This window comes from Hallella faecis, assembly GCF_018789675.1.
Lineage (GTDB): Bacteria > Bacteroidota > Bacteroidia > Bacteroidales > Bacteroidaceae > Prevotella > Prevotella faecis.
On record NZ_JAHKBE010000005.1, the window covers coordinates 67,202 to 81,971 of the forward strand.

Annotated in this window: 10 protein-coding genes; 9 read left to right on the forward strand and 1 reads right to left on the reverse strand. The window is 57.4% G+C overall.

Annotated elements, in window-relative coordinates:
- The first annotated feature begins 105 nt into the window (after nucleotides 1-105).
- Together KM934_RS02430 and buk are read left to right on the forward strand one after the other, a co-directional pair.
- Entirely contained in the window at nucleotides 106-942 is an 837-nt protein-coding gene (locus KM934_RS02430; RefSeq protein WP_215759027.1) for a phosphate acyltransferase, read from the forward strand.
- Complete coding sequence (gene buk / locus KM934_RS02435) at nucleotides 921-1,973, forward strand: butyrate kinase (RefSeq protein ID WP_215759028.1); 1,053 nt, start codon at nucleotides 921-923, stop codon at nucleotides 1,971-1,973. Before KM934_RS02430 ends, buk begins: the two co-directional genes overlap by 22 nt.
- A gap of 206 nt (nucleotides 1,974-2,179) precedes the next feature.
- On the opposite strand, the gene nadB is transcribed toward buk, so the two are convergent.
- Nucleotides 2,180-3,763 (reverse strand): L-aspartate oxidase, encoded by a 1,584-nt coding sequence (gene nadB / locus KM934_RS02440; RefSeq protein WP_215759029.1) that lies wholly within the window; start codon nucleotides 3,761-3,763, stop codon nucleotides 2,180-2,182.
- A gap of 93 nt (nucleotides 3,764-3,856) precedes the next feature.
- Between nadB and KM934_RS02445 the strand changes: the two genes are divergently transcribed.
- The 7 genes from KM934_RS02445 to KM934_RS02475 all read left to right on the forward strand — a co-directional run bounded on the left by KM934_RS02445 (nucleotide 3,857) and on the right by KM934_RS02475 (nucleotide 14,564).
- Entirely contained in the window at nucleotides 3,857-4,261 is a 405-nt protein-coding gene (locus KM934_RS02445; protein WP_252344854.1) for a PH domain-containing protein, read from the forward strand.
- A complete protein-coding gene (gene dacB / locus KM934_RS02450; protein ID WP_215759030.1) occupies nucleotides 4,248-5,525 on the forward strand; it encodes a D-alanyl-D-alanine carboxypeptidase/D-alanyl-D-alanine endopeptidase in 1,278 nt (425 codons plus the stop codon). The genes KM934_RS02445 and dacB overlap by 14 nt, the downstream gene beginning before the upstream one ends.
- A gap of 787 nt (nucleotides 5,526-6,312) precedes the next feature.
- Nucleotides 6,313-9,045 (forward strand): DNA gyrase/topoisomerase IV subunit A, encoded by a 2,733-nt coding sequence (locus tag KM934_RS02455; RefSeq protein WP_215759031.1) that lies wholly within the window; start codon nucleotides 6,313-6,315, stop codon nucleotides 9,043-9,045.
- A 70-nt stretch (nucleotides 9,046-9,115) separates the two neighbouring features.
- Entirely contained in the window at nucleotides 9,116-9,883 is a 768-nt protein-coding gene (locus KM934_RS02460; protein WP_252344855.1) for a DUF3316 domain-containing protein, read from the forward strand.
- A gap of 50 nt (nucleotides 9,884-9,933) precedes the next feature.
- Nucleotides 9,934-10,995: a S41 family peptidase gene (locus tag KM934_RS02465; protein ID WP_215759032.1), complete on the forward strand. Its 1,062-nt coding sequence runs from the start codon at nucleotides 9,934-9,936 to the stop codon at nucleotides 10,993-10,995.
- A 71-nt stretch (nucleotides 10,996-11,066) separates the two neighbouring features.
- Nucleotides 11,067-13,202: a Tex family protein gene (locus tag KM934_RS02470; RefSeq protein ID WP_215759033.1), complete on the forward strand. Its 2,136-nt coding sequence runs from the start codon at nucleotides 11,067-11,069 to the stop codon at nucleotides 13,200-13,202.
- A 57-nt stretch (nucleotides 13,203-13,259) separates the two neighbouring features.
- Complete coding sequence (locus KM934_RS02475) at nucleotides 13,260-14,564, forward strand: histidine-type phosphatase (RefSeq protein ID WP_215759034.1); 1,305 nt, start codon at nucleotides 13,260-13,262, stop codon at nucleotides 14,562-14,564.
- Nucleotides 14,565-14,770: the final 206 nt, after the last annotated feature.

Sequence of the window (14,770 nt, forward strand, 5' to 3'; positions counted from 1 at the left end):
AGCGGAAGTCGATTTCTACCTTTTATTAGTATATTTTTTCAGAAATCTTGCGCCCACATATTGGATTTTTCGCTATCTTTGAGACCGTTATGAACTAAAAATCCTATGCCTATAAAATCTTTTGATGAGCTAATCGCTCACTTGAAAACACACCATCTGAAAAAACGAGTGGCCGCTGTTTGTCCCAACGACGAGTCGTCGCACCAAGCCATTGCCAACGCTGAGCGCAACGGCATCATCACACCCTTGGTATTCCAGTCGGACGATCCCGCAGAGGCAGCCCGCCAGGCCGTGGAGGCCGTACGGCGTGGCGAGGCCGATGTCATCATGAAAGGCTTCGTCAACACCGACGTGTTGCTGCGCGCCATCCTCAACAAGGAGACTGGCATTCTGCGCAAGGGCCGGGTCATGACCCACATTACCCTTGCCCAATTGGCCGATTACCACAAACTGCTGTTCTTCACCGACGCCGCCGTCATTCCTTACCCCACACAAGAACAGCGTGTGGCGCAAATACAATACGTCACCCATTATTGCCAGCAATTGGGCATTGAGCGCCCGCGCATCTCGCTCATCCACTGCTCGGAGAAGGTCGACGCCAAGAACTTCCCGTTCACGGTGGGCTACGGTGAGATCAAGGAGATGGCCGCCCAAGGCGCCTTTGGCCCCTGCATCATCGACGGACCGCTCGACCTCAAGACCTCCTGCTCGAAGGAGAGCATGGCGGTGAAGCATATCGACTCGCCCATCGCGGGCGACGCCGACGCACTTATCTTCCCCGACATCGAAGCCGGAAACCTTTTCTATAAGACTATAACCCTCTTCTGCCAGGCGCGCACGGCTGGCGTGCTACAAGGCCCGGACGTGCCCGTAGTGCTGCCCTCACGCGGCGATTCTGCAGAATCCAAATACCTGAGCCTATGCCTCGCGTGCTTGTTGTAAACCCTGGGTCGACCTCAACGAAGATTGCCGTCTTCGACGACCTGCAGCCCTTGTTTGTCACCGACATCGTGCACGACTTGAATGAGTTGCACCAGTTTCCCACCGTCATGGACCAGTTCGATTTCCGTCGCCAACTGGTTATCAAAGAATTGGAGCAACGCAATGTGCCCCTGCAGTTCGACGCTGTGGTTGGCCGCGGTGGATTGGCCCGTCCGGTGAAGAGCGGTTCCTATCCCGTTACGCCCACCATGATCGCTGAGGAGCGCGCCTGCGAGCATCAGCACGCCTGCGATTTGGGTTGCATCATCGCCTATACCATTGCCCAGGAGATACCAGGCTGCCAGGCGTTTATCGCCGATCCTGGCACCACCGATGAGTTGGCGCCCGAGGCTCGCATCAGTGGCTCACCGCTGTTGCCGCGCATCTGCATCTGGCATGCGCTCAACCAGAAGGCCATTGCTCGACGTTACGCCCGCGAACACGACACACACTATGAGAACCTTCGCCTCATCATGTGCCACCTGGGTGGCGGCATCTCCATCGCCGCCCACGACCACGGGCAGGCCATCGACGCCAACAACGCGCTCGACGGCGAGGGGCCTTTCTCGCCCGAACGTGCGGGTTCGCTTCCTGTTGCGGCGCTCATCCGCCTCTGCTTCAGTGGCACGCTCACCGAGGACGAGCTGCTGAAACGAGTGGCGGGACATGGCGGACTGATTGCGCACTTAGGTTCTAACAACATGAAGGAGATAGTGAAGCGCATTGAGGAGGGCGACGACCATGCCCGCCTCGTGGTCGACGCCATGATCTGGCATGTGGCCAAGACCATCGTGTCGGAAGCCGCTGTGCTCTGCGGCCCACCCGACGCCATCATCCTCACGGGTGGCATGGCCCATTCCGACTACATCGTAGACCGTCTCAAACGCCGCATCGCCTGGTTGGCCCCTGTGGCTGTTTACCCCGGACAAGACGAAATGCGCGCCCTGGCCGAGAACGCCTTGGCGGCCCTCGAAGGCAAAAGAGCCGAATAAGCCCCCAATCGGCCATTAGACCGAAATAGGAAAGCTATTAGAAGGTTATTGATTCTTTTCAACTCTTGTCAGAGTTTCTTTCGGCATCATATTCTGACTTCCTTCCCCCAAACCATAAGGCGGGCCACCCACAGCCAAACGATTTTTGGCTGTGGGTGGCCCGCCTTATGGTTTGCCTTGCGCAGGGCAATTGCGCAACGGCTCGGTTACTTGTCGTAAGCGTGCTTCGGATAATCCACGGTGTAGTGCAAGCCGCGGCTCTCCTTGCGCTCTATGGCCATGCGGGTGATGAGGTATCCGGTGTTGATCATGTTGCGGAGCTCGCAGAGGTCACGCGAGATCTTCACACGTTTGAACAGGCTCTCCGTCTCCTCATAGAGCAGGTCGAGGCGATCCCATGCGCGCTTGAGGCGCAGGTCAGAGCGCACGATGCCCACGTAGTTGCTCATAATCTCGCCCACCTCTTTATTAGCCTGTGTGATGAGCACGTGCTCCTCATTGGTAAGCGTTCCCTCATCGTTCCACTCAGGCACCTGATCATTGAAGTTGTAGTCGTCAACATGCTCCAGCGAATGCTTGGCGGCAGCATCGGCATACACCACAGCCTCGATGAGCGAGTTGCTGGCCAGTCGGTTGCCTCCGTGCAAACCTGTGCATGAGCACTCGCCCAGGGCGTAAAGTCGCTCAATGCTCGAACAGCCGTTGAGGTCCACCTTGATGCCGCCACACATGTAATGGGCAGCGGGCCTCACGGGTATCATATCCTTCGTGATGTCGACACCGATCGACAGGCATTTCTTGTAGATATTGGGGAAATGGTGCTTTGTTTCCTCAGCGTCCTTGTGGGTAACGTCGAGATACACATGGTCCACACCATTTTTCTTCATCTCGCTATCGATGGCACGCGCCACAATGTCGCGCGGAGCCAGCGACCCACGCTCGTCATACTGGTCCATGAAGGGCGTTCCGTCGGCCAGTTTCAGTATGCCGCCGTAGCCACGCATGGCCTCGGTGATGAGGTAAGCGGGATGGGTCTCGCCGGGGTGGTAGAGCGATGTGGGGTGAAACTGCACAAACTCCATATCCTTCACCGTTCCCTTGGCGCGGTAAACCATGGCCTCACCGTCGCCCGTGGCCACCACCGGGTTGGTGGTTGTTTGGTACACGGCGCCACATCCGCCCGTGCACATCACGGTAACCTTGCTCAGGTAGGTGTCTACCCTGTTCTCTGTGTTGAGCACATAGGCGCCATAGCAGTAAATGAATGGCGTGCGACGGGTTACCCTCGCACCCAAGTGGTGCTGCGTAATGATCTCCACGGCGAAGTGGTTCTCCTTGACGTCAATATCGGGATTGGCGCGCACAGCGGCCATCAGGGCGCGCTGAATCTCAGCTCCTGTGTCGTCGGCATGGTGCAATATGCGGAACTCCGAGTGTCCTCCCTCACGGTGAAGGTCAAACTGGCCATTGGCCTGCTTGTCGAACTGCGTTCCCCACTCCACCAACTGGCGGATCTGTTCGGGCGCTTTTGTCACCACCTGACGCACAGCCGCCGGGTCGCTGATGTAGTCGCCGGCAATCATGGTGTCGTTGATGTGTTTTTCAAAATCGTCTTTCTCAAGGTTAGTCACCGACGCCACGCCACCCTGCGCGAAGCGCGTGTTGGCCTCATCGAGCGTTGTTTTGCAGATGATGCAAACCTTTCCTTTTTTCGCTTGGGCCACTTTCAGGGCGTAGCTCATGCCTGCTATACCGGCGCCAATGACCAGAAAGTCGTACTTGTAAGTCATAATGAATGTGTTATGTCAGTGCAAAATTACTAAAAATATATATAACGCCTTCCTATAACTCTTCGATTTTTAGTAATTTTGCACCTTGAAATTATGGACAGGACTTTTCATCATCGTTTTTCAGTGGGTGCCATCTGCGGCGTCGTTCTTTTCGGAGCCATCTCATTTTGGCTGTTTTGGCAAAAATGGGTAGTGCTCGGACTGCTCATGGCTCTTGTGTGCGTGGTGCTCCTCGAGCGCGTGCTCCACTCCGAATATGTGTTCCGGGGCGACCGCCTCATCGTTTACCACGGTCGTTTTGCGCGTAAGAAGGAAGTAGCCCTGGCCGACATCGTTGGCTACAGGCCCGTCACCACCACCTTCGGTCTGACCCATTTCTTGCTGCTTGGCCTCAAGGGCGAGCGCATACTCATGGTTCAGCCCGACAACGAGCAGGCGTTTGTGAAGTGCTTGACCGAACGGAAACACAACATCAAGAGAAAGGATGAGAACAATTAAAGCTTACTTATGGATTCTGATGATTGGCCTGGCGCTGCCCTTGCAGGCCCAGACCGAGATCATCGACGACGACGAATCGACAGAGGATAACGACACGCTCGCCACCGACTCGCTGTGGAGCGACTCGCTGAGCGCCAAAGGCGACACACTGCCATGGCCCCACAACGTGCAGGCACAGATCAACGCGTTGCTGCAGACCGACATGTTCCGCACCTCTCAACTCGGCATGATGGTCTACGACCTCGATGCCGACTCGGCCATCTTCTGCCACAACGAGCGCCAGCTGATGCGCCCTGCCTCCACCATGAAGGTCATCACCGCCATCACCGCCCTAAGCCGACTGGGCGGCAGCTACCAGTTTAAGACCGACCTGTGCTACACGGGCGAGGTCGACAGCTGCACGCTGCGCGGCGACGTCTACTGTGTGGGCGGCTTCGACCCACGCTTCAACAACGACGACCTGCGCGCCTTCGTAGAGGGCATCAGGCGCATGGGCATCGACACCATACGCGGCAGCATCTATGGAGACAAGACCATGAAGGACAACAATCCCTATGGCGAGGGATGGTGCTGGGACGACGACAATCCCACGCTGTCACCATTGCTGTTGTCGCGCAAAGACCAGTTCCTTCCTAAGTTCTACTCGGAGCTACGCGAGGCGGGCATCTACCTCACGGGCTCGCTGGGCGAGAAACGCAAGCCAGAGGAGTCGAACTGCATCGTCCGACGGTTCCACACCATCGACCAGGTGCTCATGCGCATGCTCAAGGAGAGCGACAACCTCTACGCCGAGTCGATGTTCTACCAGATCGCCGCGTCGACCGGCAACCGTCCCGCCACGTCGAAGAGCGCGCGCTCGGTCATCCAACAGTTGGTCAACAAGGTGGGGCTCAACGGATCGCGCTATAAGTTTGCCGACGGATCGGGGCTCTCGCTTTATAATTATGTCAGCGCTGAGCTCGAGGTAAAGATGCTGCGCTACGCCTTCTACGACCAGAACATCTATAACCACCTGTTGCCCGCCCTGCCTATTGCCGGCACCGACGGCACCCTGCGCAAGCGCATGACAGGTGCCTTCACACGCGGCAACGTTCACGCCAAGACGGGCACCGTTACGGGCATCAGCAGCCTCTGCGGTTACCTCACGGCCGCCAACGGCCACCACCTGTGCTTCGCCATCATCAACCAAGGCGTGATGCACCACAAGAATGGCCGCCGTTTCCAAGACAAGGTTTGCACCATCCTGGCCTCGCCATCGCTCTAAAAGGGCGTTTTCGTTGAGCCAAATAAGCAAAGCCCAACCATTCCGCCTGAGGCCAAAACGATTAGGGGTGAAGTGGAACCCTAACCACCACAAACATGGGATGACCCCCATTGGGGGATGGGCGGCATGCGAATTATGGCAACAAACTATACTGAAATCTACATTGTTGGTAACAACGACGGAAGAATTGGGCGGAAATACGCAATTCTCAGCGCAACTACATAACCAGCTGATAACCAACACGTTATCGCAACAAGGGAGATATTAGCCTTCCACATTTAACATTCCACGTTGCGAAACATGCCTAACCAAGGAACGAAACACGGTCTTTCGAGCGTCGAAACATGGCCTTTCGAGGTGCGGTTAGGTAGGTATCGCAAGACGAAAGATGCCTAACGGTGAGCGCGCGACGCAGATTTGAAACGGCGAGCACGGAAAAACGGCGATTTCGTTGGCTGGTTCAAGCCAAAACACCGCACAACTTTTGCACCAAAATATCCGACAGAACACATTGCGCAAAGGACGAAGAGGAGTAACAATTGTTTTCTTTCAGCACCAACAAGCCATCATGTAGGATCATCCAACATTTGGAGTCATAAAGGACACTCGTATGTTTTTACACTCAGACGCAGTAGCTCGTCGGAGGCTAAGGATGCGTTGGCCCATCGACGGATGGGGGATGAACAAGCACAAAATGTAAAAAAGCGATAACACTCAAAGGCTATTTGCCGTTTTTTGTGTACCTTTGCATAGATTAGCCCCATATTGGGGTTACAAACCAACAGATATGGACGACGACAAGATCATCAACAACAACGATACTCCGCAGGCCGACGACGAGTTGACTACCGACACCCACAGCGACTACAAGCCCGCCGACCGCTTCGACGCATCGGCCGTGCACCACCTGTCGGGCATGTACAAGAACTGGTTCTTGGACTACGCCTCGTATGTTATCCTGGAGCGTGCCGTGCCACACAGTGGCGACGGACTGAAGCCTGTGCAGCGCCGCATACTGCACACCATGAAGCGTATGGACGACGGGCGCTACAACAAGGTGGCCAACATCGTGGGCGAAACCATGAAGTTTCACCCACACGGCGACGCATCCATCTACGACGCTCTGGTACAGCTCGGACAGAAAGACCTGCTCATCGACACCCAGGGAAACTGGGGAAACATCTTCACCGGCGACTCGGCGGCCGCTCCCCGATACATTGAGGCGCGCCTGTCGAAATTTGCCCTCGAAACGGTGTTCAATCCCAAGACCACCGAGTGGCAGCTTAGCTACGATGGCCGAAACAAGGAACCCATCACCCTGCCGGTAAAGTATCCGTTGCTCTTGGCCCAAGGCGCCAACGGCATCGCCGTAGGACTGTCGAGCCGTGTGCTGCCCCACAACTTCAATGAGATTTGTGAGGCGGCGGTGAAATACCTGCGCGGCGAAGAGTTCCACCTTTACCCCGATTTCCCCACAGGCGGCGCCATCGACGTATCAAAGTACAACGACGGTCAGCGAGGCGGCTCGGTGCGCATCCGCGCGAAGATCGAGAAGCTCGACTCCAAGACGCTCGTCATCCGTGAGATTCCCTTCACCAAGACGGCCGACTCCCTGCAAGACTCCATCACCAAGGCCATCGAGAAGGGCAAGATCAAGGCACGCAAGGTGCTCGACCTCACCGCACGCGATGTGGAGATACAGGTGCAGCTGGCACCCGGCACCTCGTCGGACAAGACCATCGACGCCCTCTACGCCTTTACCGATTGCGAGATAAGCATCTCACCCAACTGCTGCATCATCGAAGACAGCAAGCCACAGTTTCTCACCGTCAGCGAGGTGCTGCGCCACAGCGTCGACAACACCATGGGACTGCTGCGCCGCGAACTGCAGATACGCCGCGACGAGCTCATGGAACAGCTCTTCTTCGCCTCGCTCGAGCGCATCTTCATCGAGGAGCGCATGTATAAGGAGAAGTCGTTCGAGCAAGCGCCCGACCAGAAGGCGGTGCTCAAGTTCCTCGACAAGCGCTTCGAGCCCTTCAAGGAGCAACTGGTGCGCACCATCACCGACGACGACTACCTGCGCTTGCTCGAGATCAAGATGCAGCGCATCCTGAAATACAACAAGGACAAGGCCGACCAACTTGTGGCCAAAATCAAGGCCGAGGTGAAAGGCATCGACCACGACCTGGCCCACATGGTCGACGTTACCATCGCATGGTACGAGCACCTGAAGCAGACCTACGGCGCCGACCACCAACGTCTCACCGAGATACGCAGCTTCGACACCATCGAGGCCGCCAAGGTGGTGGAGGCCAACGAGAAGCTCTACATCAACCGACAGGACGGCTTCGTGGGCACCGGCCTGAAGAAAGACGAGTTTGTGTGCAACTGTTCCGACCTCGACGACATCATCATCTTCTACCGCGATGGTAAGTATAAGGTGGTGCGCGTGGCCGACAAGATATTCGTGGGCAAGAACGTCATCTGGGTGCAGGTGTTCAAGAAGAACGACGTGCGCACCATCTACAACGTGGCCTACCGCGACGGAAAGAAGGGTCCCTACTACCTCAAGCGCTTCAACGTGACCAGCATCACACGCGACCGCGAGTACGACCTCACATGGGGCACACCCATGTCGCGCGTCATGTATTTCTCGGCCAATCCCAATGGCGAGGCCGAAATCATCAAGGTTACCATGGACCCCGACACCACGAAGAAGCGCCAGAACATCTTCATCGAGAAGGATTTCTCGGAGGTGATGATCAAGGGACGCACCGCGCGTGGCAACCTGCTCACCAAGAAGAGCGTGCACCGCATCACGCTCAAGAGCCACGGACACTCCACACTGGGTGGACGAAAGGTGTGGTTCGACCCCGACGTGAAGCGCATCAACTACGAGGAGCATGGCCAACTGCTTGGCGAGTTCAACGATGGCGACAGCATACTCGTGGTGCTCAACAGTGGAGAGTATTTCACCACCGACTTCGATCCCAACAACCACTACCCCGACAACATCAAGATCATCGAGAAGTGGAAGGCCGAGAAGGTGTGGACGGCTGTCATCCTCGACGCCGACAACAATGGCTATCTATACCTCAAGCGCTTCCTGATGGAGAACTCCAAGAAGCCCGTCAGCTATATTGGCGACAATGCCGAGAGCAAGGAGATGCTGCTCACCGACACCGTTTACCCACGCCTGCTCGTCACCTTCGGAGGTGCCGACGCCGACCGCATGCCACTCGAGATCGACGCCGAGACGTTTATCACCGTCAAGGGCTACAAGGCCAAGGGCAAGCGCATCGCCACCTGGCAGGTGGAGAAGGTGGAGGAGCTCGAGCCACTGCGCCACCCCGAACCCGAGGCTGGGACCGATGCGGAGGGCGACGGCGCATCTGGCGCCGAAGACGACAACCTCGACCCCGACGCTGGCAAGAGTCAGCAGCAGGTCATCGACGAGATAACGGGGCAGCTCAACCTCTTCTCCGACATCGACAACGGTAACGGCGAGGCGAAGTAAAAAAGCGCCTCGCCAGGGCGTTGGCCTTCGCCCCACAACATCTTTCACCAAACGAACCCTACTGCCTATCATGATAAAACGAGCCATTCTTCTTGCCACAATGGTGGGCATCGGCGCGCTGATGGCATCAGCCCAGCGCCTCACCGCCGTGTCAGTGGCCTACACCGACATCCTCGACACCTATCTCTCGCAAGAGAAGTTCACAGGCACCGAGATCAGTTTCCTCAGCCAGCGCACACGCATGAGCGACAGCAGTCGCGTATCGCGCGAGCTCATCCATCATGCGTCGGTGACCATGGCGGGCACACGCGGCAACGACCACTCACTGCTTTCGGCGCTCTACAACCTGCGGTTCGGTTGGCATTACAACTGGACCTTCCCCGCCCAGCGGTTGCACCTGCGGGTGGGAGGCGCCGGCGACCTGACGCTGGGAGGCGCCTACGACACGCGCAACTCCAACAATCCGGCCCAGGCGCGACTCGCCTTGTCGGTCGACCCGGCGGCGTCGCTGTCATGGGACTTCCACATAGCCCACCGACCCTTCAAGCTCACATACGCCGCCGCCATGCCACTCGTGGGCATAGCCTTCTCGCCCAACTACGGACAGAGTTATTATGAGATATTCTCGCGGGGCAATTACGACCACAACGTGGTGTTCGTATCACCACTCTCTGGCCCCCAACTCCACCAGATGCTTACGCTCGACGTGCGCCTATGGCGCACCACGCCGACCCGGGGCGACCCAGGCCGCGCCCCCCCCCCCCACCACGCTGACCGTGGGCTACCTCTGCGACATTCTGCAGATGGAGGCCAACGACCTCAAGTACCACCAGTATAGCCACGGCATCCTCATCGGATGGAGATACTAACCACCAACACGCACGCCTTATGAAAACCCACCCTACCCTCCTTCGCTTCTTGGCAAGACCCATCAGCGGCTTGCCAACACGGCTCGCCACTTACTGCCTGCTGCTTTTCGCAGGCACCTTCCTGTTGTCTTCGTGTGTCACCGAGGATGCGTTCGACGACACACAGAAGGGCAATTTCGAAGCCTTGTGGAAGATTATGGACGAGCACTACTGCTTCTTCGAGGAGAAAGGCGTCGACTGGGACTCGGTTCATGCGGTCTACGCCAAGCAGGTGGACAAAGGCATGACCGACAGCCAACTGCTTGAGGTGCTGGGCAACATGCTGGCCACATTGCGCGACGGCCACGTCAATCTCTACGCTTCGTTCGACATGGCGCGCTATTGGGGATTCCACGAAAACTACCCCAGCAACTTCAGCGACACGCTGGTCAACAAGTATCTCGGCACCGATTACAAGATTGCGGCGGGCCTCCGCTATCGCATCCTCGACGACAACATCGGCTACCTGCGGTGCGCCTCGTTTTCGGTTGTGCCGGGTTCGGGCAATCTCGACGACATCTTGCTGTACCTGGCGCCCTGCCGCGCCTTGATCATCGACCTGCGCGACAATGGCGGCGGACAGCTCACGGCGGCCGAAAAACTGGCCGCGCGCTTCACCAACGAGACGCGGCTGGTGGGATACATGCAGCACAAGACAGGTCGCGGACATCGCGATTTCTCGTCCCTGCAGGAGCAATGGCTCAAGCCTGCCAGCGGACTGAGGTGGCAAAAGCCCGTGGCGGTGCTCACCAATCGACAGGTGTTCTCCGCCGCCAACGAGTTTGTGAAGTACATGAAATGCTGTCCTAACGTGGTGCAGGTGGGCGACCAAACGGGCGGTGGAGCCGGCCTTCCCTTCTCTTCGGAACTGCCCAACGGTTGGAGCGTTCGCTTCTCGGCCTGCCCCATGTACGACCACAATAGGAAAAGCACAGAAAATGGCATTGCACCCGACATCAACGTGGGTCTCGGCGACAACGACATCGCCACTGGACGCGACGCCATCATCGAGGCGGCACGCAAGGCTTTAAGAACCAAGTAACGAAAAAGAACAACAATATAGGTCAGCACGACCATCATCACCGTTTAGCACGGCCTTAATCATTGGTTAGAATGAACATTTTCACACCTATTATATCAGAACGGCTGGGCATAGGCGCCTCGCAAGTAGACGCCACACTTGGCCTATTGGATGAGGGTTGCACCATACCCTTCATCAGTCGTTACCGCAAAGAGGCCACAGGCAACCTCGATGAGGTGCAGGTGGCGGCCATCAGCGATCTCAATGGAAAACTGAAGGAGTTGCAGAAGCGAAAAGACACCATCCTGAAGACTATCGAGGCGCAGGGTAAGCTCACCGACGAACTCCGACAGCGCATCAACACTTGCTGGAACGCCACGGAGCTCGAGGATCTCTACCTGCCTTACAAGCCACGGCGCCGCACCCGCGCACAGATCGCACGCGAACAGGGCTTGGAGCCGTTGGCCCTCGCCATCCGCCTGCAGCGCGAGCGCAACCCCGAACAGTTGGCGCAACGCTTCGTCAAGGGCGACGTGAAGGATGTGGAGGCGGCCCTGAAAGGCGCCAAGGACATCATTGCCGAGGAGGTGAGCGAAGATGAGCGCACCCGACAAACCGTACGCGCCGTGTTCCGGCGTGAGGCGGTGATCAGCGCAAGGGTGGTGGCGAAAATGAAAGACGACGACAAGGCGCAGAAATATTCCGACTATTTCACGTTCAGCGAGGAGCTCCGCCGTTGCTCATCCCACCGCCTCCTGGCCATCCGCCGCGGCGAGGCCGAGGGCGTGCTGCGCGTCAGCATCACCGTCGACGACGAGAATTGCACCGACCGCCTGCGCCGGCAGTACGTGCGTGGCTATGGCGCTTGCCAAACATTGGTGGGCGAGGCCGTCGACGACGCCTACAAACGGCTCGTACAACCGTCGATCGAGAACGAGTTTGCGGCGCTCAGCAAGGAGAAGGCCGACGACGAGGCCATCCATGTCTTCAAGGAGAACCTTCGACAGTTGCTGCTGGCCGCTCCCCTCGGACAGAAGCGCGTGATGGGTGTCGACCCAGGCATCCGCACAGGATGTAAGGTGGTGGTGCTCGACGCGCAGGGCAACCTGTTGTACCACGACGTGGTGTTCGCCGTAAGAAGCGACCATCCCGGCCGAGCCGAGCAGCGCGCCGCCGACCCCTTGAGGCGTTTTGCCGACATAGCCCAGCGCTTCCAAGTGGAGGCCATAGCATGCGGAAACGGAACAGGGTCGCGCGAAACGGCCGATATCCTGAGGCAGCTCCCCAACTTGCCCCTCTACGTGGTGAGCGAGGATGGGGCCAGCGTCTACTCTGCCTCTGAGGTGGCCCGTGAGGAGTTTCCCAACGAGGATGTCACCGTCAGGGGGGCCGTCAGCATCGGTAGACGACTCATGGATCCACTGGCCGAACTGGTAAAGATCGACCCCAAGAGCATTGGCGTGGGACAATACCAGCACGATGTGGACCAAGCCAAACTGAAGCACAGTCTTGACCAGACCGTAGAGCTCTGCGTAAACACCGTCGGTGTGGATGTGAACACGGCCAGCAAGAACCTGCTCACCTACGTGAGCGGACTGGGGCCGGCCTTGGCTCAGAACATCGTGGATTATCGGCGCGAGCATGGCGCGTTCACCTCGCGCACACAGCTCCTGAAGGTTTCGCGCCTCGGTGCGGCGGCTTACCAGCAGTGTGCGGGGTTCCTCCGCATCCCCGGAGCCAAGAACCCGCTCGACGCCAGTGGCGTTCATCCCGAACGATACGGCATCGTTCAGCAAATGGCCAACGACTGCGGATGCAAAGTGGCCGACCTGATGAGCGACCCGGAGCAGCGCAAGAAGATACGCATTGCCAACTATGTGAAGGGCGATGTGGGACTTCCTACGCTGAAAGACATCATGAGCGAGTTGGAGAAACCGGGGCGCGACCCACGCGGAAAGGCCGAGACCTTCGAGTTCGACGCACGCGTGAAGACGCCCGAAGACCTCGTTACGGGTATGGAACTGCCGGGCATCGTAACCAACATCACCAACTTTGGGGCCTTCGTCGACATCGGCGTGCACCAAGATGGCTTGGTACACATATCACAATTGGCCAACACTTACGTGAAGGACCCCAACGATGTGGTGAAGCTTCACCAACATGTCATGGTGCGCGTGCTTGAGGTGGACCTGCGACGCCACCGCATATCGCTGACCATGCGCAAATAAGCGAAGCCGTCTGAGAACTGATATCCCGACAACTAACAACAAAAATCGAATATGATCATGAAACGAAACGTTATCCTGATTGCCATCGCTTCGATGCTGACGCTTAGCCTGAGCGCCCAGCAGGCACGGCACGACATTCGCCAGCATGTGGAATTGGCTGGCAGCAACTATGTGGCCTACCCTGGTCCAAAGAAAGCGCTCACAGCCGCTCCCAAGGGCTATGAGGCTTACTACATCAGCCATTACGGTCGCCACGGCTCACGTTACCTCATCGGAACCAACGACTATGACAAGCCTTACAACATGCTGCTGAAGGCCGACTCGTTGGGTAAACTAACCGCCAAGGGCAAGGACGTGCTGGCCAAGGTGAAACTGATTCGCGAGGAGGCCCAGTTGCGCGACGGCGAGCTGACGCTCCTCGGCGCCCAGCAACACCGCGGAATAGCCAAGCGCATGTATGAGCGCTTCCCCGAGGTGTTCAAGGGAAAGACGGCCATCGATGCCCGATCGACCATCGTGATACGCTGCATCCTCTCAATGGAGAACGAGTTGCAGCAGTTGGCAAGCATGAACCCTCAACTGGAAATTGCCCACGACGCCAGTGTGCACGACATGTGGTATCTCAACGATAGCCACAGTCCGTACAACCGTTTGCGCGACACCAAGGAGGCCTCGAAGGCCAACAGCGAGTTTAGCAAGCGCCACGACAACTGGGGCCATCTCATGACAGTGCTCTTTTCCGACCCTGAGTATGTGAAAACCATCAACGCTGGCAGCTTGGCGCACCACCTTTTCAAGTTGACAAGCAACGTGCAGAGCACCGAGCTCCGCCACCAACTGAGCCTCTGGGACATCTTCACCGAGGACGAGATTTACGACTTCTGGCAGAAGGAGAACGCCACATGGTATTCTTACTACGGCCCGAACAAGAACAATAACGGCGCGGGAATGTACACGCAGGCCAACCTGTTGCGCAACATTCTCACCACGGCCGACACCTGCATCACCAAAAGCCATCCCGGCGCCACGCTGCGCTTCGGCCACGAGGTGTGCGTCATGCCGCTGGTGTGCCTGCTCAACCTCAACCACTATGGTGACCCTGTGGACGATCTGGAGGACCTCGACGACCGCGGATGGAACAACTATCAGATCTTTCCCATGGCCTGCAACGTGCAGTTTATCTTCTATAAGCCAAAGAAGCAGGCACCCAACGCCGACAACGTGTTGGTGAAGGTGCTGCTCAATGAGGACGAGGCCACGTTGCCCGTCGGCACAGACCAGGCTCCCTATTACCACTGGAAGGATGTGCGCAGCTATTACATGAAGCAACTCGACGACTACCAGGCGCACTACGTCAAGTAAGCGACAAGCGTCCCTGTAGACCATAAGACAAGAAGGGCAAGCATACCTCGGCGATCGGCCGAGGCGTGCTTGCCCTTCTTGCGTTAGATGGCGGGAGATTCAAGTTCCTGGGGTGTTGGAGTCTTTGTACCATTTCTCCCGTCTGTTGTCTTTCTCATAAGAGCACTTGCGGGCTTTTCCATTTTCCTCCAACCTTCTTGAGGAGT